The sequence below is a fragment of the Pantoea vagans genome (assembly GCF_001506165.1).
Classification (GTDB): domain Bacteria; phylum Pseudomonadota; class Gammaproteobacteria; order Enterobacterales; family Enterobacteriaceae; genus Pantoea; species Pantoea vagans_C.
Genome location: NZ_CP011427.1, coordinates 2,168,266 through 2,190,532 on the forward strand (window position 1 = coordinate 2,168,266; position 22,267 = coordinate 2,190,532).

General features: G+C 54.9%; 20 protein-coding genes. 12 read left to right on the forward strand and 8 right to left on the reverse strand.

What is annotated here, in order from left to right; genetic code table 11:
* Positions 1-2 precede the first annotated feature (2 nt).
* Both araG and LK04_RS10065 read right to left on the reverse strand, forming a co-directional pair.
* The gene (gene araG / locus LK04_RS10060; protein ID WP_039331000.1) at positions 3-1,526 is read right to left on the reverse strand and encodes an L-arabinose ABC transporter ATP-binding protein AraG; all 1,524 of its coding nucleotides are present in this window, start codon (positions 1,524-1,526) and stop codon (positions 3-5) included.
* 166 nt (positions 1,527-1,692) lie between these two features.
* The gene (locus LK04_RS10065; RefSeq protein ID WP_039331001.1) at positions 1,693-2,676 is read right to left on the reverse strand and encodes an arabinose ABC transporter substrate-binding protein; all 984 of its coding nucleotides are present in this window, start codon (positions 2,674-2,676) and stop codon (positions 1,693-1,695) included.
* 366 nt (positions 2,677-3,042) lie between these two features.
* Between LK04_RS10065 and LK04_RS10070 the strand changes: the two genes are divergently transcribed.
* Positions 3,043-4,719 carry a ribulokinase gene (locus LK04_RS10070; RefSeq protein WP_039331002.1) on the forward strand — a complete coding sequence of 559 codons (1,677 nt, stop codon included), beginning with the start codon at positions 3,043-3,045 and terminating at the stop codon, positions 4,717-4,719.
* A gap of 10 nt (positions 4,720-4,729) precedes the next feature.
* Complete coding sequence (gene araA / locus LK04_RS10075) at positions 4,730-6,220, forward strand: L-arabinose isomerase (protein WP_039331003.1); 1,491 nt, start codon at positions 4,730-4,732, stop codon at positions 6,218-6,220.
* Positions 6,221-6,439: 219 nt separating this feature from the next.
* On the opposite strand, the gene LK04_RS10080 is transcribed toward araA, so the two are convergent.
* The 5 genes from LK04_RS10080 to ytfQ all read right to left on the reverse strand — a co-directional run bounded on the left by LK04_RS10080 (position 6,440) and on the right by ytfQ (position 11,848).
* Positions 6,440-7,261 carry a hypothetical protein gene (locus LK04_RS10080; protein ID WP_059109792.1) on the reverse strand — a complete coding sequence of 274 codons (822 nt, stop codon included), beginning with the start codon at positions 7,259-7,261 and terminating at the stop codon, positions 6,440-6,442.
* A 61-nt stretch (positions 7,262-7,322) separates the two neighbouring features.
* Positions 7,323-8,309, reverse strand: coding sequence for a galactofuranose ABC transporter, permease protein YjfF (gene yjfF, locus LK04_RS10085; protein ID WP_039331005.1), 987 nt, complete (start codon positions 8,307-8,309; stop codon positions 7,323-7,325).
* Positions 8,306-9,322 carry a galactofuranose ABC transporter, ATP-binding protein YtfT gene (ytfT, locus tag LK04_RS10090; protein ID WP_039331006.1) on the reverse strand — a complete coding sequence of 339 codons (1,017 nt, stop codon included), beginning with the start codon at positions 9,320-9,322 and terminating at the stop codon, positions 8,306-8,308. Before ytfT ends, yjfF begins: the two co-directional genes overlap by 4 nt.
* Entirely contained in the window at positions 9,315-10,835 is a 1,521-nt protein-coding gene (locus tag LK04_RS10095) for a sugar ABC transporter ATP-binding protein (protein WP_039331007.1), read from the reverse strand. The genes ytfT and LK04_RS10095 overlap by 8 nt, the downstream gene beginning before the upstream one ends.
* Positions 10,836-10,891: 56 nt before the next feature.
* A complete protein-coding gene (gene ytfQ / locus LK04_RS10100) occupies positions 10,892-11,848 on the reverse strand; it encodes a galactofuranose ABC transporter, galactofuranose-binding protein YtfQ (RefSeq protein ID WP_039331008.1) in 957 nt (318 codons plus the stop codon).
* A 676-nt stretch (positions 11,849-12,524) separates the two neighbouring features.
* Between ytfQ and ydgT the strand changes: the two genes are divergently transcribed.
* From ydgT to LK04_RS10150, 10 genes are all read left to right on the forward strand, one after another.
* On the forward strand, positions 12,525-12,740 hold the full coding sequence (ydgT, locus tag LK04_RS10105) for a transcription modulator YdgT (protein ID WP_039331009.1): 216 nt from the start codon (positions 12,525-12,527) through the stop codon (positions 12,738-12,740).
* A 101-nt stretch (positions 12,741-12,841) separates the two neighbouring features.
* A complete protein-coding gene (locus LK04_RS10110; protein WP_039331010.1) occupies positions 12,842-13,285 on the forward strand; it encodes a DUF2569 domain-containing protein in 444 nt (147 codons plus the stop codon).
* A 123-nt stretch (positions 13,286-13,408) separates the two neighbouring features.
* Positions 13,409-13,990 carry an electron transport complex subunit RsxA gene (rsxA, locus tag LK04_RS10115; RefSeq protein WP_039331012.1) on the forward strand — a complete coding sequence of 194 codons (582 nt, stop codon included), beginning with the start codon at positions 13,409-13,411 and terminating at the stop codon, positions 13,988-13,990.
* Positions 13,990-14,568 carry an electron transport complex subunit RsxB gene (gene rsxB, locus LK04_RS10120; protein ID WP_039331013.1) on the forward strand — a complete coding sequence of 193 codons (579 nt, stop codon included), beginning with the start codon at positions 13,990-13,992 and terminating at the stop codon, positions 14,566-14,568. The genes rsxA and rsxB overlap by 1 nt, the downstream gene beginning before the upstream one ends.
* Positions 14,561-17,104: an electron transport complex subunit RsxC gene (gene rsxC / locus LK04_RS10125; RefSeq protein ID WP_059109793.1), complete on the forward strand. Its 2,544-nt coding sequence runs from the start codon at positions 14,561-14,563 to the stop codon at positions 17,102-17,104. Before rsxB ends, rsxC begins: the two co-directional genes overlap by 8 nt.
* Entirely contained in the window at positions 17,105-18,163 is a 1,059-nt protein-coding gene (gene rsxD / locus LK04_RS10130; RefSeq protein WP_039336866.1) for an electron transport complex subunit RsxD, read from the forward strand. It begins immediately after the preceding gene.
* Positions 18,164-18,165: 2 nt separating this feature from the next.
* The gene (gene rsxG / locus LK04_RS10135; RefSeq protein WP_039336864.1) at positions 18,166-18,798 is read left to right on the forward strand and encodes an electron transport complex subunit RsxG; all 633 of its coding nucleotides are present in this window, start codon (positions 18,166-18,168) and stop codon (positions 18,796-18,798) included.
* Positions 18,795-19,496, forward strand: coding sequence for an electron transport complex subunit E (locus LK04_RS10140; protein ID WP_039336862.1), 702 nt, complete (start codon positions 18,795-18,797; stop codon positions 19,494-19,496). Before rsxG ends, LK04_RS10140 begins: the two co-directional genes overlap by 4 nt.
* Positions 19,493-20,128, forward strand: a complete 636-nt coding sequence (gene nth, locus LK04_RS10145) for an endonuclease III (RefSeq protein WP_039336861.1) — start codon at positions 19,493-19,495, stop codon at positions 20,126-20,128. Before LK04_RS10140 ends, nth begins: the two co-directional genes overlap by 4 nt.
* The gene (locus LK04_RS10150; protein WP_231568916.1) at positions 20,100-21,101 is read left to right on the forward strand and encodes a zinc-dependent alcohol dehydrogenase family protein; all 1,002 of its coding nucleotides are present in this window, start codon (positions 20,100-20,102) and stop codon (positions 21,099-21,101) included. The genes nth and LK04_RS10150 overlap by 29 nt, the downstream gene beginning before the upstream one ends.
* Before the next feature lie 27 nt (positions 21,102-21,128).
* On the opposite strand, the gene LK04_RS10155 is transcribed toward LK04_RS10150, so the two are convergent.
* Complete coding sequence (locus LK04_RS10155) at positions 21,129-21,818, reverse strand: CTP synthase (RefSeq protein ID WP_039336860.1); 690 nt, start codon at positions 21,816-21,818, stop codon at positions 21,129-21,131.
* Positions 21,819-22,267: the final 449 nt, after the last annotated feature.

The following is a 22,267-nucleotide window of genomic DNA, read 5'->3' on the forward strand; positions in this document are numbered from 1 at the left end:
CATCAGGCCACGGCGGCCGCTTGAGTGGTTTTCGGCATCGCCAGGCTCAGCGTCAGCTGTTCCGTGGCCGCATCGTGTGTGAGTTCACCGGCAATTTCCCCTTCGCGCATCACAATGATGCGGTCCGCTAATCCCATCACTTCGGGCAGATCGCTGGAGGCAAACAGCACCGCGATCCCTTTATTGGCCAGCTGATAAATCAGGTTGTAGATTTCGTGTTTAGCGCCGACATCAATACCGCGCGTCGGCTCATCCAGCAGGATCACGTTCATCTCTTCCGACAACCAGCGGCCCAGGATCGCCTTCTGCTGGTTGCCACCGGAGAGATTCATGATCAGCTGTTGCGGGCCGGGGGTTTTGATGTTGAGCGATCGGATGTGGATATCGGCGTTTTTCGCTTCCCAACTGGCATTAATCAGACAACCGGCGGTGAGATTGTGGCGACGCGCGCTGATGTTGATGTTGTCTCGCACCGAGTGCACCGGAATGATGCCTTCGGTCTTACGATCTTCCGGGCACAACATGATCCCGGCGCGAATGGCATCAATCGGCTGGCGAATGTTGAGCTGTTTGCCATCCAGCGTCACCGTACCGCCACGCAATTTGGTGGCGCCAAACAGCCCTTTCATCAATTCGCTGCGTCCGGCACCGACCAGCCCAAACAAACCGACAATTTCACCGGCTCTTACCTGGAGGGAAATCGGCATACGCACGCCCTTCGCTTCGACGTTTTCCAGCTGCAGGCGTACCTTGCCGAGCGCGCGGGGTGCGTAGCCGTAGATATCGCCGAGATTGCGCCCGACCATGGCCTGCACCAAATCATCGTGATCGGTATTTTTCATGTCGGTAAAAGTGCGCACATAGCGGCCATCTTTGAACACCGTAATGGCATCGCTCAGGGCAAAGATCTCCTCCATACGGTGAGATACGTACAGCACCGTGCGGCCTTGGTCGCGCAGTTGTCGGATCACACGGAACAGATGCTCAATTTCACGAGCCGAGAGCGAACTGGTCGGCTCATCAAACGCGATAATGCGCGCGTTACGGGCCAGCGCTTTCGCAATCTCTACCATCTGCCACTGCCCCAACGACAGATATTTCAAAGGCATATCCGGATCGATATCCATGCCGAGGTTCTTAAGCTGTAAATCGGCCTCGTAGCGCAGCAGCTTACGATTAACCAAGCCACGTTTGTGCGGCAGTTGGCCGAGATAGATATTCTCCGCGACGCTCATTTCCGGCACCAGATGCAGTTCCTGGTAAATAATCGCCACGCCCGCATCCAACGCCTCAACGGTGTTGTTGAAGGTTTTCACCTCCCCTTTAATACGGATTTCACCCTCTGTGGGCTGATAGCTGCCGCTCAAAATCTTTAACAGCGTCGATTTCCCGGCACCGTTTTCGCCCATCAGCGCGTGCACTTCCCCGGCGCGGCACTGGAATGAGATGTCCTGCAGCGCTTTCACGCCGGGAAAGGTTTTGCAAATGCCATGAAAAGAGAGAAAAGCGGAATCAGTGCTATTCATGGAAACTCCTGAATCATGCTGGATCTCAGGTGCGCATGAATGCGCACCCTACACATATCGCGTTCGTCATTCGTAAGCTCGCCTTTAACAGCGACCTCAATCGGTTCACATATCGCGTTCATCATTTGCCATTCGTAGGGTCGCCATTAATGGCGACCTCCATCAATTACATCAGCCCTTTCTTCGCCAACTCAGTTTTAAAGTTGTCGCGGGTGATCAGCACTACGTCTGTGACTTCGGTAAATTTCGGTGGCTCTTCACCTTTGGTCACCCAGTTGTAGAGCATCTGGCTGCTCTTATAACCGTGCACATCCGGGCTAGGCAGCAGCGATCCGTAGAATCCGGTGGGTGCGCCTTTTGACAGTTCACTGACCGCATCCACGCCGTTGATACCAATGCCAATCACGTCAGGAGCTTTAAAGCCTTGCCCCTCAGTCGCACGCACGCCGCCCAACACGGTGTTGTCATTCATGCCGACAATCAGCCAGTGTTTGACTTCTGGATGCTGCACCAACAGCGAGTTACCGGCATCAAAGGCGCCAGGAATATCATTCGATTTGGTGGGTACCTGATAGATCTGTTTTTCCGGGAAGCCGGCTGCTTTCAACGCATCCATCGAGCCGCCAGTACGACGACGCGCGGTATCCAGTTCGTTTGCAGTGATCGCCATCACGCCGGTCTCTTTCACATCCCAACCGCGTTTTTGCATCTCTTTATACAGCTCCTGCCCCTGACGCTCGCCAATCTTGGTCGCGGCCATCATCACCAGCGGCACGGTATCCATTGGCTTGCCTTTAGCAGTGACGAACTGGTCATCTACCGCGATGACTTTCAGGCCATAACCACGCGCTTTGGCGGCAATGGCGGAGCCTAACTTGGGATCGGGCGTGCAGATCACGAAACCTTTGGCACCGCTCGCCGCCAGGCTATCGATGGCATTCAGCGTTTTTTCGCCATCCGGTACCGCGATTTTGATGACCTCAAAGCCGAGATCTTTGCCCGCTTTGTCGGCGAATTTCCATTCAGTCTGGAACCAAGGTTCCTCCGGTTGTTTAACGAGGAAACCGAGTTTCATGGTCTCGGCGATAGCGGATTGTGACATAACCGCGGCGAGACCTACCGCCGCCAGCGCTTTAGTGAATTTATGCATGATGCTCTCCGGCACAATGGTGTTTTATCGCTGTTAATAACGAATCGGTGTAAACGCTACCAATCAGATTTCACGTTCGGGTACAGCGCAAAATCAGCGCGTTAGCTCAAGGTTTGTACAAAGGCTGTGCAAACGCTGGGCTAGTTGTAGCGGGAATGGAAAGGAAAAATGTAGAGCGGTATCACATCCCAAAACGATGACAAAATCCTCCATATATTCAGCGAAATTAACCAGTCATTAACTTTTGCTGCCGATCACACATCCTCGTCGATAGCAGAAAAGTGCATGTTCTCAGCCAGCGATGACTAACCGCTTAAACAGCCGCATTCCAGGATAGAGCCAGATAACTCACACAGGAGAATCCCAATGGGTGCTGGCGCCATAACAATTGGGCTGGATTTTGGCAGTGACTCGGTGCGTGCCCTCGCCGTGGAGTGCCACAGTGGTAAAGAGCTGGAAAAAGCCGTGGTGAACTATCCACGCTGGGCGAAGGGTGATTTCTGCGATGCGCACGCCAATCGCTTTCGCCATCATCCACAAGACTATATTGATGCGTTAGAACAGGCGGTAGTCGCGGTAGTGCAAGCGTTATCACCGCAACAGCGTGCAGCTGTGGTCGGCATCGGCGTGGATTCCACGGGTTCCACCCCCGCACCGATTGATCGTGAGGGCCAGGTTCTGGCGTTAAGACCGGAATTCGCCACCAACCCGAATGCCATGTTCGTATTGTGGAAAGATCACACCGCTATCGAAGAAGCGGAAGAGATTAACCAGCTGTGCCGTAACGGTCATTTCACTGATTACACCCGCTACATTGGCGGCGTGTACTCATCGGAGTGGTTCTGGGCCAAGATTCTGCACGTGTCGCGCAGCGATGCTGCAGTGCGTGACGCGGCAGTGTCTTGGGTGGAACTGTGCGACTGGGTGCCCGCTTTGCTGAGCGGTAACACGGCACCAGCACAGCTACGTCGTGGACGCTGCGCCGCCGGTCACAAATCGCTTTGGCATCCTGAATGGGGTGGCTTACCACCCGCCGATTTTTTCCGCGCCCTCGATCCACTGCTGGTTGAGCAACTCGATTCTCCGCTGTTTACCGATACCTATACCGCCGATGTGCCGGTCGGCACGCTCTCTGCTGAGTGGTCGCAGCGTTTGGGATTATCGCAACAGGTGATCCTGTCTGGCGGCGCATTTGATTGCCACATGGGAGCGGTAGGCGCGGGCGCACAGCCTTATACCTTGGTGAAGGTGATTGGCACTTCCACCTGCGACATCCTGATAGCTGATAGCGAAAAAGTCGGTGACCGCGCGATTAAAGGTATTTGCGGCCAGGTAGACGGCAGCGTGATGCCGGGTGCTATCGGCTGTGAGGCGGGCCAGTCCGCATTTGGCGATATATACGCCTGGTTTAGTCGCCTGCTCGGCTGGCCATTGCAGCAGGCCGTGGCGCGTCATCCCGAATTACAACCTCAGCTAGCCGCAATGCAACAGGATTTAATCCGCTCATTGACCGAAGCCTGGGCCGCCGACCCGCAGTTAGACCATCTGCCGGTGATCCTTGACTGGTTCAATGGTCGCCGCACGCCGGATGCCAATCAGCGTTTGAAAGGGGTGATCACTGACCTGAATCTGGGCACCGATGCCCCCGCACTGTTTGGCGGCCTGGTCGCCGCCACCGCCTTTGGCGCACGCGCCATCATGGAGTGTTTCGAACAGCAGCAGATCCCGGTGGAGAGCATCCTGACGCTTGGCGGTATTGCGCGTAAATCTCCCGCCATCATGCAGGCGTGCTGCGATGTGATGAACCGACCCTTGGATATTGTCGCCTCCGATGAGTGCTGCGCCTTAGGTGCGGCCATTTTTGCCGCCGTGGCTGCCGGAGTGCATGCCGATGTGCCTGCTGCCCAGCAGGTCATGGCCAGCCCTATTGCCGTGACATTGCAGCCCAACAGCCTGCGCGTAGCGGGCTATCAGCAACTTTATCAACGTTATCAAAACTGGTGCCAGGCTGCTGAACCGCAGTACGCCGCATCCGCCAAGTAAGGAGCAGTAAATGGAACAGAACGTTTGGTTTGTGATTGGTACTCAGCACCTCTACGGAGCGGAAACCTTGCGCCAGGTGGAGCAGCACGCCCGCCAGGTAATGGACGGCCTGAATCAGGCAGGTAATTTACCGGTGCCGCTGGTGTTGAAACCGTTGGTGAAATCTCCAGATGAAGCGCTCGCGCTGTGCCGCGAAGCCAATCACGATAATCAATGCGCCGGTATCATTACCTGGTTGCATACTTTCTCTCCCGCCAAGATGTGGATTGGCGGCCTGAGCATCCTGAATAAACCGCTGCTGCAATTCCATACCCAGTTCAACGCGGAGATTCCGTGGGACAGCATGGATATGGATTTTATGAACCTCAACCAAACCGCTCACGGCGGCCGTGAGTTTGGCTTTATTGGCGCCCGCATGGGCTTACAGCACAGCGTGGTGACCGGCCACTGGCAGGATAAAACCAGCCAGCAACGCATCGCGCGCTGGATCAATGCCGCACTGGCCAGGCAGGCGAGCCAGCAGCTGAAAGTGGCGCGCTTCGGCGACAATATGCGTGAAGTGGCCGTTACCGAAGGCGATAAAGTCGCCGCACAGATTCAGTTCGGCTATTCGGTCAATGGCTGGGGTGTCGGCGATCTGGTCGAGGTGGTGAACAGCGTGAGCGAGGGGGAAGTGAGCGCGCTGATTGACGAATATGAGAGTCAGTATCTGTTCAGCGAAGCCGCATCAGTTAATGGCGATAAGCGGCAGAACGTATTGGATGCCGCGCGCATCGAACTGGGCCTGAAACGTTTCCTCGATGCAGAGGGCTGTAAAGCGTTCACCACCAACTTCCAGACTTTGCATGGCATGACACAGTTGCCCGGTTTAGCGGTACAGCGCCTGATGGGGCAAGGTTATGGTTTTGCAGGTGAAGGTGACTGGAAAACGGCTGCACTGCTGCACATCCTGAAAGTCCAGGCCGGGGACCGTGCCGGTGGTACTTCGTTTATGGAGGATTACACCTACCACTTCTCACCGGGCAACGATCTGGTGTTAGGTTCGCATATGCTGGAAGTGTGTCCATCGATTGCCAAAGAGACCAAACCGCTAATAGATGTGCAGTTCCTTGGCATCGGCGGCAAAGCTGACCCCGCGCGCATGATCTTTTCAACGCCAGCAGGTCGTGCGGTGAATGCCAGCGTGATCGATATGGGGGATCGCTTCCGTCTGCTGGTGAATGTAGTCGATGCCATTGAACAGCCAAAACCGCTGCCGAAATTGCCGGTTGCCCGCGCGCTGTGGCGTGCACAACCCTCGCTGGCGACCGCGTCTGAAGCCTGGATTTTGGCGGGCGGTGCCCATCATACGGTGTTTAGTCAGGCCTTAGATCTGGACGATATGTACCTGTACGGCGAGCTGAACGGCATTGAAGTGCTAGTGATCGATGAAGAGACACGTTTGCCCGCGTTTAAAGACGCACTGCGCTGGAACGAGGCGTATTACCGACTGGCACGGTGATACGGTGATACGGTGATACGGTGATTTGATAAATGAAGCCGCGAAAGATTCGCGGCTTTTTATTGGTTAAACCGTGCTGGTCAGTCAACAAAGGCGGGCGTTGCGTAAAGTCGGCGTGAATACATCCCTGTAGCCTCGACCGCCGCATCCCTGCGGCGGACGCTTTACTCCACTGCCCGCCTTTGTTTCCTTACTGAAAATCTCGTGCGTTTTGCTAAGTCATAAAAACCTGCCAGGAACGTCAACACGATCTCGGGCCACAGCAATAACCATGCTTAAAGCCCCGTAAAGGCCATCCCGAAGAGCAAAGCGTCCGCCGCCGGGATGCGGCGGCCGATCTGCATGGATGCGAGATTCCTTTGCGATCGGGCTGGCCTTTATGGGGCCGTGCACGATACCCACAGCAAGCGCGGCCGATGCGCAATAAATTGCGCCACCAAAGTTGGAGAGAATACTGATGCCATCGCGGAATACAGCAATGACCATACTCAAAGCCCCGTGAAGGCCAGCCCGAAGAGCAAAGCGTCCGCCGCCGGGATGCGGCGGCCGATCTGCATGGATGCGAGATTCCTTTGCGATCGGGCTGGCCTTTATGGGGCCGTGCACGATACCCACAGCAAGCGCGGCCGATGCGCAATAAATTGCGCCACCAAAGTTGGAGAGAATACTGATGCCATCGCGGAATACAGCAATGACCATACTCAAAGCCCCGTGAAGGCCAGCCCGAAGAGCAAAGCGTCCGCCGCCGGGATGCGGCGGCCGATCTGCATGGATGCGTGATTCCTTTGCGATCGGGCTGGCCTTTATGGGGCGATGCACGATACCCACAGCAAGCGCGGCAGATGCGCAATTAATTGCGCCACCAAAGTTGGAGAGAATACTGATGCCATCGCGGACTACAGCAATAACCATGCTTAAAGCCCCGTAAAGGCCAGCCCGAAGAGCAAAGCGTCCGCCGCCGGGATGCGGCGGCCGATCTGCATGGATGCGTGATTCCTTTGCGATCGGGCTGGCCTTTATGGGGCCGGGCACGAGACCCATAGCACCCCAGCCAAACCCAGCAACAAGTGCGCATAAATGCACACCCTACGAGGCCATACACTCACGACGTCAGGCGTTTAACCGGTGCATTCTTCTGGCGATCCCACATCACGGTCAGCAAACGCTGCAACGCGATAAAGGCAAACAGCAGAATACCGATGGCAATCTTCGTCCACCACGAACTCAGCGTCCCGTCGAAGTTAATCCAGGTCTGAATCAACCCCTGAATCAACACCCCAAACAGCGTGCCGAGCACCGTACCGACACCGCCCGAAAGAAGCGTACCGCCGATCACCACTGAGGCAATCGCATCCAACTCCACGCCCAAACCCGCCAGCGCATAACCTGCGGAGGTATAAATTGAAAACACAATCCCCGCTAAAGTCGCCAGTGTCGTCGAAAGCATATAAATCTTAATGGTGGTCGCTCGGGTGGACACTCCCATCAACTGTGCGGACGTCAAATTACCGCCGATGGCATAAACCTGATTACCAAAACGGGTGCGATGCGCGAGGATAATTCCCCCCACCACGACCACCAGCATAATCACCGCCAACAGACTCAGCCTTCCACCGCCGGGTATCTTCCACGCCAGACTCGACAACGTGGTATACAGCGGATGATCGATAGGAATCGAGTTCTCCGACACCAGATAACTACAGCCGCGCAGGAAAAACATCCCGGCCAGGGTAATAATAAAAGCCGGGATCTTCAGGGCATCAATCAGCCACCCCATCATGGCGCCAAACAGTGCGCCCATCGCTAACACAATGGCGAACGCCAGAACCGGATCGACATGGTAATCGCCAATAATCCGCGCCAGAAACACCCCGCTAAAGGCGATAACGGCACCCACTGACAAATCAATCCCGCCGGACAAAATCACAAAGGTCATCCCCACTGCGATAATGCCCAAAAACGCATTATCGGTCAGGATATTGCAAATCACGCGCGTCGAGGCAAAGCCAGGAAACTGACTCAGACAAAACAAATAACCGGCGACAAACACCAGCAGCGTAATCATCAAAGGCAGATGGCGTTTGATCATTTTGGACGTCTCCCTTTCAGCATCGCGATAAAGCGCGGTGATTGCAGCAACAGCACGCACATCACCACCACGGCTTTCACCACCTGATTCAATTCAGGCGGGAAACCTGACAGCAAAATACCGGTATTCATCGACTGAATAATCAACGCACCAATCAACGACAACACCAGATTAAAGCGCCCACCCATCAGCGATGCGCCGCCAATCACCACGGCCAGAATGGCATCCAGCTCCAGCCACAGACCAGCGTTATTGGCATCCGCACCGCGAATATCTGCCGCCACAATCAATCCCGCCACGGCGGCACACACGCCGCTAATCGCATAGGTTGACATCACCACCAGCCAGCCGGTCACCCCTGCATTGCGCGCAGCGCGTAAGTTAATCCCCACCGCTTCAATAAACAGGCCAAGTGCGGTTTTGCGCGTCAGCAACCACACCAGCAATGCCACCAGCAAGGTAATCCATACCGGTACCGGCATCAGCCACAGCGAACCGCTACCAAACCAGCCCAGGCTATCACTGTTAAAGGTCACAATTTGCCCTTGGGTAATCAGCTGCGCTATACCACGCCCCGCCACCATCAAAATCAACGTGGCGACAAAGGGTTGAATCTTCAGCAGCGCCACCAAAACCCCATTCCACAAACCGCAGGCCAGCCCAGTACCCAGCGTAGCAAGGATAATAAAGCCCAGGCTGTGTCCTGCTACGGTCAGCGTGGCGGCGGTTGCGCCGGCAATCGCCATCACCGCGCCGACTGACAAATCGATGCCGCCAGTCGCGATCACCAACGTCATACCAATGGCCAAAAGCGCAACCGGTGCCGCGCGATTGAGGATATCGATCGGACTACCGAATAAACGGCCCTCCTGCACATGGATGGCAAAAAAATTGTTCGCCACCAGGCTATCCACCAGCAGCACCAAAATCAGTGCGGCAATCTGTGGCATGCCAGGCGGCAACTTCGGCTTACGCCGTTCGGGTTTAGGCTGTGTCATAGGCGATTCAAGCATGTTGTGCTCCTCCGTCAGCGATGGCGTTAACGATCGACGCCACCGACAGCTGCTCCAGCGGGATTTCGGCCACTTGCTTCAGATCGCGCATGATCAACACACGATCGGCGTAGCCCACCAGTTCTTCCAGTTCAGAGGAAATAACTAACAGCGCCAGTCCATCGGCGCACAGGGATTCAATTAAGCGAATAATCTCGGCGTGCGCTCCCACATCGATACCGCGTGTAGGTTCGTCGAGGATCAAAAATTGTGGCTTGGTCACCAGCCAGCGTGACAGCAACACCTTCTGCTGATTCCCCCCCGACAGCAGCTCTACCGGCTGATCGGGGTGCGGCGTGCGGATACCGAGACTTTTAATAAAACGTTCGGCTATCGCCTGTTGTTCACGGCGCTTGATCGGTCGCAGCCAGCCGCGCTGAGCCTGCAACGCCAGAATGATATTCTCGCGCACGCTGGCCGCACCGATAATGCCGTCGGTTTTGCGATCTTCCGGGCAAAAGCCCATGCCAAGATGCGAAGCTTTCGCCGGGGTGCGAATGTGCTGCACTTTCCCTTTGATTTTTGCCGTACCGCGATCGGCACGACGAATACCGAACAGCACTTCAGCGGTTTCAGTTCGACCCGAACCGAGTAATCCGGCCAAACCGACCACTTCACCCGGTCGAACCTGCAAGTTAAACGGCTCGATGGTGCCCTTCTTGCCGTAATCTTCAAATTCCACCACCGGTTGATTGCTGCGCAGAGTACTGCCCTGTCGCTGCAATGCGGTTTCCAGCAGTTCGCGGCCCAGCATCAGTTTGATCAGATCAATTTGCGGCAGCGATGCCGTCTCGCGCGTCGCGATAAACTGACCATTGCGCAGCACCGTGATACGGTCGGTAATGCGATACACCTGGTCTAAAAAGTGCGTAACAAAAATCAGGCTCATCCCTTTGGCTCTTAACTGCGCCATCAGAGTAAAAAGCATCTCCACTTCACTGGCATCGAGGCTGGCGGTAGGTTCATCGAGAATCAACACCTGTGCCGACAGATCCACCGCGCGACAAATCGCAATAATTTGCTGCATCGCCACCGAGTAATGCCCCAGCGGACGTGTCACATCCAGTGCAAAGCCGTAATTACGCATCAGTGCATCGGCATCGCGCACCATTCGCTTGCGATCAATCATGCCGAATCGGCGTGGCTCACGGCCAATATAGAGATTGTCTGCCACCGACATGTTCGGCAGCAGGTTCACTTCTTGATACACGGTGCCAATGCCCATCTGCTGAGCTTCGGCCGTGTTGTGCGGGGAAATGGTTTTGCCATTCAGTGTAATGGTGCCAGCATCACGGGTGTAAACACCGGTCAATACTTTAATCAGTGTGGATTTTCCCGCACCGTTTTCACCCAGCAGCGCCATGATCTCGCCTTTGCGAATACTGAACGAAACATTATCCAGCGCTTTAACACCGGGAAAACCTTTGCTGATGCCTTGCAGCGTCAGGAGTGCGGATTCATCGGAGGTGCTCATCAGGTTCTACCTCGCCTTACGTCATGAAAAACCGCCCCGAAGGGCGGCTGCGGGGATCAGTAACCCATGCCTTTTTTGGTATCGAGCTGGGCCTGCGCAGAATCTGGCAGATACAGTTTCGATTCGGTCTTGATGATTTTTGGCGGCAAGGTGCCGTCTTTCTTGAATTTCTCCAGCGCGTCAAAGGCCGGACCGGCCATATTTGGCGTCAATTCAACGTTGGCATTGGCTTCTCCTGCCAGCATCGCTTTGTAGATATCTGGCACGCCATCGATTGAACCGGTCAGGATATCCTTGCCGGGTTTCAGGCCAGCTTCTTTGATCGCCTGAATCGCGCCGATTGCCATGTCATCGTTGTGGGCGTAAACCATGCAAATGTTCTTGCCGTTGTTCTCCGCCTTGATGAAGCTCTCCATGACTTCTTTACCCTTACTGCGGGTAAAGTCGCCAGACTGAGAGCGGATCACCTTAATGTTATTGTGGCCCGCGATGGCCTCCGCAAAGCCTTTCTTACGATCGATCGCGACGCTGGCACCCACCGTGCCCTGCAACTCAACCACGTTACACTGCTTATCACCCACCGTTTTAACCAGCCAGTCACCAATCAACTTGCCTTCCAGCACGTTATCCGCCGTCACCACGGCCATATAAAGTGACTTGTCTTTCACCACGATGGCGCGGTCTAACAGGAACACCGGAATCTTCGCGTCTTTCGCTTCTTCCAATACCGGTTCCCAGCCCGTTTGCACCACCGGCGCGATAAAGATCGCATCAACGCCCTGTGCAATGAATGAACGCACCGCTTTGATTTGGTTTTCCTGCTTCTGTTGACCATCGGCGATTTTCAAAGTGATACCGCGCTTTTGCGCTTCACTTTTCGCCACGTTGGTTTCTGCTGATCGCCATCCAGATTCCGAGCCAACCTGTGAGAAGCCCACCGTCATATCTGCAGCCAGTACAGATGCGCTGAGTGCTGAACTCACCATGGCGGTCAAGAGTAAACGTTTCCACATAATTTCATTCCTCTGAAGGGAGTGTGCTGTAGGGGTACAAAACGCGGATTAAGCCTGGCGCAAAAGGAAATAAACAAGCGCGACATGCCTCACAAATTAGAATGAATTAAAGGAGTTACGGAATTAGCCCCGTCAGAAGTCGTACCAGCTTTATGGACATTTCACCTGTGATTTATTTCAACTGCTGTTAAATAAAGGTAATAAACAGAATCGGTTATGTGCACAACAACTGGAAGCGATTACAGCTGCTACGTAAAGAATGGTTATGCGCTGTAGACGTGAGCAATGATCAGAATTGTGACTATTCGCACACTATGTGATCGGTGGTTTCAAGAGCCGTGCATTAACTTGCAAACCAACTGGTAATAAATCAGCTAATTATGCGTAGCCTGATAAAGAAATAAGCCATTTAACGGACTAAAACAGGCAGAGAGAGACGAGATTTTGAGGGTGTGAGATTTTTTCACGCCCCCCCGAATATCAAGGGGCAATTTGCCTTAGATACAGTAAGAAATGGGCGTAAAAAAACAAGAAAGGGAGAAAAAATGCCTTTTGATAAACAAATTAGCTCGCCTTGTCTGATTTTTGAATTTTTTTAACGCTGACATATGGACTCTGGCCGTGTGCTCCCTATACTTGGGCACTTCCCAGTACTTTATTTTTTTAAATGGCAATCATGACTGCGCTCGATTACCTGCTGAAATTCCGTAAAGTGAATAATCTCGATAGTCTGGAAAAGCTCTATGACCATCTCAATTATTCGCTGACCGATGATAATGACATCATCAATATGTATCGTGCCGCCGACCATCGCCGTGCTGAACTTGTTTCCGGCGGTCGCCTCTTCGATTTAGGCTGCGTGCCAAAATCTGTCTGGCGCTATGTAATGTAATTGGATTTTCCTGCCTTTTTCTGCACTATTGCGTTGTCCATGTCGGGCGTGCCCCGTTTGGACATAATACGCCTTCTCTTATTCGTTACAGGATCTGCAAGATGACCGAACCGGTGAACCCGCCGCGCATCGCTGGTTGGCTATTACTGCCGCTGGCTTGGCTGATAATGACCATGTTGACCAGTGCCCTGGTGGTGGCGATGTATCTCAGCCCGCTGTTCAACACCGAATTACGTGAAACCCTGTTTTCTCACGGTGGTCTGCTATTGACCCAATGGTCGATTTCCCTGCTCACGGCTGGGCTGGTGTGGGTTTACAGTATTTGGGTGTGCTGGATTTTTTGTAAACGTTCGCGCCGCTTACCGCGTCATTACATTCTCTGGCTGCTGCTGACGGTGTTGTTAGCACTCAAAACCTTTGCCTTTACTCCAGTGCCCGATGGCAAAGCGATTCAGACCCTGCTGCTGTCGTTGCTGGCCGCCGCGGTGTTTGTTCCCTATCTCAAGCGCTCACAGCGCGTGAAACAGACGTTTATCCAGCCATAATGGTGCGAGTTTCGTCAGGAATTTAATTCTGAGTGCTCTCAACTGCCGCACTTTTTGTGTAGAGGTTGAGATGCACCTCTCAATTCCGGATAATAGTCGCCTTTCGGCTTCCCAGGTTAAAAAATGACCGATTACTTACTTCTCTTTATTGGCACCGTGCTGGTGAACAACTTCGTGTTGGTCAAATTTCTCGGCCTATGCCCGTTTATGGGCGTGTCAAAAAAACTGGAAACGGCCATTGGCATGGGACTTGCCACCACTTTCGTGATCACCCTGGCGGCGATCTGCGCCTGGCTGGTGAACCACCTGATCCTGGTCCCGCTTGACCTGGTTTACCTGCGCACCCTGGCCTATATCCTGGTGATCGCGGTTGTCGTTCAGTTCACCGAAATGGTGGTGCGCAAAACCAGCCCGTCACTGTACCGCTTGCTGGGCATCTTCCTGCCACTGATCACCACCAACTGCGCGGTATTAGGCGTGCCATTGTTGAGCGTTAATCTCAACCATACCTTCCTGCAGGCGGCGATCTATGGCTTTAGCGCCTCACTGGGCTTCTCGCTGGTGATGGTGCTGTTCGCCGGTATGCGTGAACGTCTGGTGCTGGCCAACGTGCCCGCGCCATTCAAAGGCAACTCTATTGCGCTGATCACCGCAGGCTTGATGGCCTTGGCCTTTATGGGCTTTACCGGTCTGGTGAAATTCTAATGACCGCGATTTGGATTGCTATTGTGGCATTAGCTGCGTTGGGCCTGGTATTCGGTGCCCTGCTTGGCTATGCCTCGCGTCGATTTGAAGTGGAAGAAGATCCGATCGTAGAACAGATCGACAGTATTCTGCCGCAAAGCCAGTGTGGCCAGTGCGGTTATCCGGGCTGTCGTCCGTATGCAGACGCCGTCGGCAACAACGGTGAAGCCATCAACAAGTGTGCGCCAGGCGGCGAGCAAACCATGCTTAAACTGGCTGCGCTGCTCAACGTCGAACCGCAACCGCTGGATGGTGGCGAAGAGGTGCAGGAGCCGATCCGCACCGTGGCGTGGATTGATGAAGCCAACTGCATCGGCTGTACCAAATGTATTCAGGCTTGCCCGGTTGATGCGATTGTCGGCGCCACGCGCGCCATGCACACCGTGTTGAGCGACGTTTGCACCGGATGCGATCTGTGCGTTGCCCCCTGCCCGACCGACTGCATTGAGATGCGTCCGGTTGCCACTACCACGGCCAACTGGAAGTGGAATCTCGACACCATTCCTGTACGGGTGATTCCGGTAGAAACTCATGCTTAATTTGTTAAACCTGTTCCGCAAAGAGAAACTGTGGGATTTTCAGGGCGGTATTCATCCGCCGGAAATGAAGACGCAGTCAAACGGTACGCCGCTGAGTCAGCTGCCGCTGCCTGAACAATTTATCATTCCACTCAAGCAGCACATTGGCCATGAAGGCGAGATTTGTGTCTCTCCTGGCGAGCACGTGCTGCGTGGCCAGCCGCTGACCTTCGGCGGTGGACGGATGCTGCCGGTGCATGCTCCCACCTCCGGCACCATCGAAGCTATTGCGCCCCATATGACCGCGCACCCTTCGGGTCTTTCGGAACTGTGTATCTTCCTGCGCGCCGATGGCGAAGATCGCTGGACTACGCTCGATCCGCAACCTGACTTCCGCGCCCTGCCGCGTGAAGAGGTGGTGAAGCGCATCCATGATGCGGGTATCGCGGGTTTAGGCGGCGCGGGTTTCCCTACGGCGACTAAATTGCGTGGTGGTCTGCGTGGTGTAAAGACGCTGATTATCAACGCAGCCGAGTGCGAACCCTACATCACCGCGGATGACCGCTTAATGCAGGATTGCGCAGCGGAAGTGCTGGAAGGTTGTCGTATTCTCGCCTGGGTTTTACAGGCAGAGCGGGTGTTAATTGGCATAGAAGATAATAAACCTGAAGCCATTGCTGCACTGAAGCAGGCGTTGGGTGGCGATCGCGAATTGCAACTGCGCGTGATCCCAACCAAATATCCTTCTGGCGGTGCCAAGCAGTTGACGCAGATTCTTACCGGACGGGAAGTGCCACACGGCGGGCGCTCCACGGATATCGGCGTGCTGATGCAAAACGTCGGTACCGCCTGGGCGGTCAAACGCGCCATTGTCGATGGCGAGCCGATCACCGAGCGCGTTGTGACGCTGACCGGTGAAGCGATTGCTCAGCCGCGTAACGTCTGGGGTCGTTTAGGCACGCCCGTCAGCCATCTGCTGCATCATGTCGGTTTCACTCCCAGCGCGCGCCAGATGGTAATAATGGGCGGCCCGTTAATGGGCTTTACCTTACCATCGCTGAATGTTCCGTTGGTGAAGATTTCGAACTGTATTCTGGCCCCCTCTGCCAGTGAGATGGGCAATAACGAAGAAGAGCAGTCCTGTATTCGTTGCAGCGCGTGTGCCGATGCGTGCCCAGCCAAATTGTTACCGCAGCAGCTGTTCTGGTATAGCCAGGGCGGCGATCACGATAAAGCACGCGCGCATAATATTGATGACTGCATCGAGTGCGGTGCCTGCGCGTATGTCTGCCCGAGCAATATTCCATTAGTGCAATATTATCGCCAGGAGAAGGCCGAACTGCGTGCCATTGATCTGGAGGCGAAACGCACTGCCGAAGCCAAAGCCCGTTTTGAAGCCCGTCAGGCGCGTTTAGAGCGTGAAAAACTGGCACGCGAAGCCCGTCATGAGCAAGCCAAACAGCGCGTTGCCCGCACTGACCAGGGTGAACTCGATGCGGCAGTGGAACGTGTGAAAGCGCGTCAGGCCAAAACCCCAGAGCAGGAGGCTGCCGAGCGCGAAGCACGTCATGCGCAGGCACTGGCTCAGCAAGCAGAAAAACAGGCTGAAACTCAGGCACTGAGCCACCAGTCAGGCGACCCGCGTAAAGCCGCGGTGGAAGCGGCGATTGCACGCGCTAAAGCTAAAAAGGCGTCTGCGCCGGAGCAACCTGCTGAGGCACCTGCTGCTGAAGGTGATCCGCGTAAAGCCGCTGACGAAGCGGCCATTGCACGTGCGAAAGCCAAGAAAGCGGCTGCCGCCGCTGAACAACCGGCTGATGCACCTGCTGCTGACATCGATCCGCGTAAAGCCGCTATCGAAGCGGCGATTGCACGTGCGAAAGCCAAGAAGGCAGCTGCCGCTGAACAACCGGCTGAGGCACCTCCTGCTGAAGCCGATCCACGTAAAGCCGCTGTCGAAGCGGCGATTGCGCGTGCGAAAGCCAAGAAAGCGGCTGCCGCCGCTGAACAACCGGTAGAAGCACCTGCTGCTGATGTCGATCCGCGCAAAGCCGCTGTCGAAGCGGCGATTGCGCGTGCGAAAGCCAAGAAGGCTGCTGCTGCTGAACAACCCGATGAGGCACCTGCTGCTGAAGTCGATCCGCGTAAAGCCGCCGTCGAAGCAGCGATTGCGCGTGCGAAAGCCAAGAAAGCGGCTGCCGCCGCTGAACAACCGGCTGATGCACCTGCTGCTGACATCGATCCGCGTAAAGCCGCTGTCGAAGCGGCCATTGCACGTGCGAAAGCCAAGAAAGCCGCCGCCGCTGAACAACCGGCTGATGTACCTGCTGCTGAGGTCGATCCGCGTAAAGCCGCCGTCGAAGCGGCGATTGCGCGTGCGAAAGCCAAGAAAGCCGCAGCCGCACAGCAGGCCGAAGTGCAATCTGAATCATCCCCTGAAGTGGAGGCTGCTGCCTCTCCTGACTCCGCCGACCCACGCAAAGCGGCAATTGCTGCCGCGGTCGCCCGTGCCAAAGCGCGTAAAGCGCAGCAGCAGCCTTCGACGACTGAGGAATAAATGGCTTTTCGTATCGCAAGTTCCCCTTATACCCATAACCGCCGCAGCACTGGCAATATCATGCTGTTGGTGGTGCTGGCTGCGCTGCCAGGGATGGCCGCGCAATGGTATTTCTTTGGCATTGGTTTTCTGATTCAGGTGTTACTGGCCACAGCCACCGCGTGGATCACCGAAGGTACCATTCTGCGCCTGCGTAAAGCGCCGGTCGTGCCAACGCTGAGCGATAATTCCGCGTTACTGACTGCACTGCTGCTCGGCATTAGCTTGCCGCCGCTGGCCCCTTGGTGGCTGGTGGTGCTGGGTACCGTCTTCGCCATCGTGATCGCGAAACAACTTTACGGCGGTTTGGGGCAGAACCCGTTCAACCCGGCGATGGTTGGCTATGTGGTGTTGCTGATCTCGTTCCCGGTACAGATGACCAGTTGGATGCCACCTGACACGCTACAAGCCATCAAGCCTGGCTTGTTAGACTCGCTCAGTATGATTTTTACCCACCACACACTGGCGGGGGAAACCATGCAACAGCTACAACTAGGCGTCGATGGCGTGAGCCAGGCTACACCGCTGGATACGTTCAAAACCGGTCTACGTGCGGGACACACCGCAGAGCAACTGCTGGCTGAGCCAATTTACACCGGCGTGCTGGCGGGTCTGGGCTGGCAGTGGATTAACCTCGGCTATCTTCTGGGCGGCATGTTGCTGCTGGCGAAGAATGCGATTCGCTGGCACATCCCGGTTAGCTTCCTGGTCTCACTGGCTTGTTGTGCCACCCTCGGTTGGCTGTTCTCGCCTGAATCGCTTAACTCACCGCTGATTCATCTGTTCTCCGGTGCCACCATGTTGGGCGCGTTTTTCATCGCCACCGATCCGGTCACGGCATCAACCACCAATCGTGGTCGTCTGGTGTATGGCGCACTGATTGGTTTACTCGTGTGGCTGATTCGCAGCTTTGGTGGTTATCCCGATGGCGTGGCGTTTGCCGTACTGCTGGCCAACATCTGCGTACCGCTGATTGATTACTACACCCAGCCGCGCGTTTACGGCCATCGCAAGGATTGAAGATGATCGAAGCTATTCGTAAAAATGCGGTCACGCTGGCGGCATTTGCCGTGATCACCACCGGCGTGACGGCCGTGGTGAACTATGTCACCAAGCCGACGGTGGAGCACCAAACGGCCTTACAGCAAAAAAACCTGCTCGATCAGGTGGTGCCGACCGATCTGTATGACAACCACATCCAGCAGGAGTGTTTTCTGGTCACGGATGCCGCCGCGTTGGGTAATGATAAACCCCATCATCTCTATCTGGCACGCAAAGGCGATCAACCCGTTGCGGCGGCGCTTGAGACTACCGCGCCAGACGGCTATTCTGGTGCGATTCAGATGCTGGTCGGTGCCGACTTTCATGGCAAAGTTCTGGGTGTGCGCGTGGTCGAACATCATGAAACACCTGGCCTTGGCGATAAAATCGAGCTGCGTATTTCGGACTGGATTAATAGCTTTAACGGTAAAGTGGTACACGGCGCCGACGATAAGAATTTCGCCGTGAAAAAAGACGGCGGTGAATTCGACCAATTTACGGGTGCGACTATCACACCACGCGCGGTGGTCAATGCCACCAAACGCACTGCCCTGCTGATTGAAACGTTGCCAGCGAAGCTCGCTTCGCTGCCCGAATGTGGAGATGCCCAATGAGTGAAGCCAAAACCCTACTGGTCGGTGGCCTGTGGAAAAATAACTCCGCCCTGGTGCAGCTATTGGGCCTGTGCCCGCTGCTGGCCGTGACATCAACAGCCACTAACGCCCTTGGACTGGGTCTTGCCACCACGCTGGTGCTGACCATCACCAACAGTGCCATCTCTGCTTCCCGACGTTGGGTGCCAGCTGAAATCCGTATTCCTATCTACGTGATGATCATTGCTTCGGTGGTGAGCTGCGTTCAGATGCTGATCAATGCCTACGCTTACGGACTTTATCAGTCACTCGGGATTTTTATTCCCTTAATCGTAACCAACTGCATCGTTGTGGGTCGTGCTGAAGCGGTGGCATCAAAAAGCAGCATCCCGCTCTCGGCGCTGGACGGTTTTGCCATTGGCATGGGGGCAACCTGTGCCATGGTCACGCTGGGATCGATTCGTGAACTAATTGGTAGTGGCACCCTGTTCAACGGTGCCGATCAGCTGCTGGGGCCATGGGCCAAAGCGCTGCGCATTGAGGTGTTCCATTTCGATTCACCGATGCTGCTGGCGATGCTGCCACCGGGTGCCTTTATCGGTTTGGGAATGTTGCTGGCAGGCAAATATCTGATCGATCAAAAGATGAAACAGCGTGCGGCTCATCGTGCCGCTGCCCCTGAAGCCGCACCGCAAGGTGAAACCGGGAAGGCAGTGTGAATAAAGATAAGCGTCTGCAAATTCTCACACGCCTGCGTGATGAGAATCCGCACCCTACCACTGAGCTTTACTTCAGCTCGCCGTTTGAGTTGTTGATTGCCGTACTGCTCTCTGCGCAGGCCACGGACGTCAGTGTCAATAAAGCCACGGCTAAGCTCTACCCGGTCGCCAATACCCCAGCGGCGATACTGGCGCTGGGTGTGGATGGCGTGAAAGAGTACATCAAGACCATCGGCCTGTTTAACAGCAAGGCTGAGAACGTGATTAAAACCTGCCGTATTCTGATTGAGCAACATGGCGGTGAAGTACCGGAAGACCGTGCCGCGCTGGAAGCGCTGCCAGGCGTAGGGCGCAAGACCGCCAATGTGGTGTTAAATACCGCCTTTGGTTGGCCGACCATTGCCGTGGATACCCATATTTTCCGCGTCAGCAACCGTACCCGTTTTGCACCGGGTAAGAATGTCGAAGAAGTGGAAGATAAGCTGATCAAAGTGGTGCCCTCAGCCTTTAAAGTGGATTGCCACCACTGGTTGATTCTGCACGGTCGCTACACCTGTGTGGCGCGTAAACCTCGCTGTGGTTCCTGTCTGATTGAAGATCTGTGTGAGTTTGACGCCAAAACCGAACTCTGACGCATTGCCGCCGCTACCCGAGCGCAACCTCGCGCTCTGGTATCGGCAATTCGGCGATCCTGCCCAAGTCCTGACGCTGGAATCCTCCCCCTTATCCCCGCTTGCCGAGGGTATGTTGCGCGTGCAAATGCACTTCGCGCCGGTTAACGCTTCCGATTTGATCCCGATTACCGGTGCCTATCGCCATCGTGTTGCGCCACCGCTGGTGGCTGGCTATGAAGGTGTCGGCACCGTTTTTGAGGCATCGTCAGAGATGCAACACCTTTTAGGGCAACGCGTATTACCGTTACGCGGCGCTGGATGCTGGCAGCGCTATGTTGATATTGATGCGCGGCTTGCGATCGCTGTGCCCAACGATATTCCTCATCAGCTTGCTGCCCGCGCCTATATCAATCCGCTTGCCGCCTTATTGATGCTGCAACAGTGGCCCGTGACCGGAAAAAATGTGTTGATCACCGCTGGCGGTTCTACCTGCGCACAGTTGCTGGCGCAGTGGGCCCTGCGTCAGGGTGCAAACCAGGTGGTGGTGGTGTTTCGTGCCGCCGAACATGCTGTACGTTTGCAGGCCATGGGTATGACGCCCATACAGGAATCAGCGCGAGATGCGTTGAAGGCCGTCAGCGCTGTCACAGACGTGGTGTTTGATGCGGTGGGCGGTGATGTCGGGCAGTTGATTTGGCAACAGCTTAATGAAAATGCGCAGTTTGTCGCTTATGGCGTGCTCAGCGGCAAGCCGGTGCAGGTAAAAGCAGCCCGGCCAGCACTGCACTGGTTCCATGTTCGGCACACATTGGGTGAGATTGGCATGACGCAGTGGCAGCACCTGTTTGCGCAACTCTGGCCGTTGTTGCGTAACAGTGATTGTGGCGAGGTGGAAATATTCCCCCTGACGGAGTGGCGCGCAGCGATCGACTGTTATCACCAGTCGGGTCGAGCACGGAAACCCTTATTGTGTTTTGATGAGTCAATATAGGGAAGGCCTAAAGGCCTTCCTCTGAGCTTATTGCGCTGCAGCTTGCAGCCAGGCAACAACCAGCGGTGACAAACGGTTTTGTAGCGCCGCACGTTCTGACTGGAACAGCGTCGCGACAAAGAACGGATGGTCGGTCAACTCTATACCGCGTACGTCACCGTCCAAATCCCACGAGATGATATTCAGGTTTTTGCTGGCCAGCGCAGCGCTGAATTCCGGATTCACGCCAAAATTGCAGTGATAGCCTTCATCACTTTCTAATGCACCGTAGGCTTGCGCGATACGCGATCCCGGTTCGAAGGTCACCGTCCCGCGCTGTTCCACCAGCGAACAGGCCAGCGGCGCGATCACCCAGCGCCCCTCTTTGTCGGTTTCCGCGTGGGACGCATCTTCCCAACCCAACACATGGCGCGCGTACTCCACTATCGCATACTGAAACCCCCCGCAGGATCCGAGGAAGGGTTTGTGGTTTTCGCGTGCCCAACGGATCGTGGCGAACACACCTTCATCATTAAGATAGGGGCTGCCTGGCACTACCCAAATGGCATCGTAATTGGCCAAATTGCATTGATCAATTTCAGGGGTGGCGATCCAGTCGGCGGTGACGTGGAGTGAAAGCGATTTTGCAGCGAGCTGAACAGCAGGAGGGATGGCTTGGTGTGCAACGGCATTGGCACGGTAATCGCCGATCAGGGCGACACGAACGGACTGCGTCATGATGACTTCCTTTCAGGGAAAAAACGAGGTTACAGCAAAGTTGAGTCGCTGTCTAAACGGAGTTCGGCGCGATGAATCAGGTTTTCGCATTCGCGCATTTAACTGCAAGCCTACATTTTATGCGGTTAAACCACGCTGTTAACGGTGATTTACTCGCCAGATGTCATCTACGCAAACGTTTACTTCTTTTACTGGTTTAATTAATTCGCAATTATGTGCGCAGGATCAACAAATTAGACTATTGGAAACTTCTGGCTGCGCTTTACGCTCATTAATCAACCTATTGTGCTCAAATATTAAGCTTGCATGGACGTAATGACGGTATAAATAATCATCTATAGGGTTATGTTCTGTATAATACCGATTAAGCGGTTTATTTCAGGAAAATGATCCTTCAGATCTCCAGCCGACAGATTTATTCTGATATAATGCCACTCAGCAATATTTAA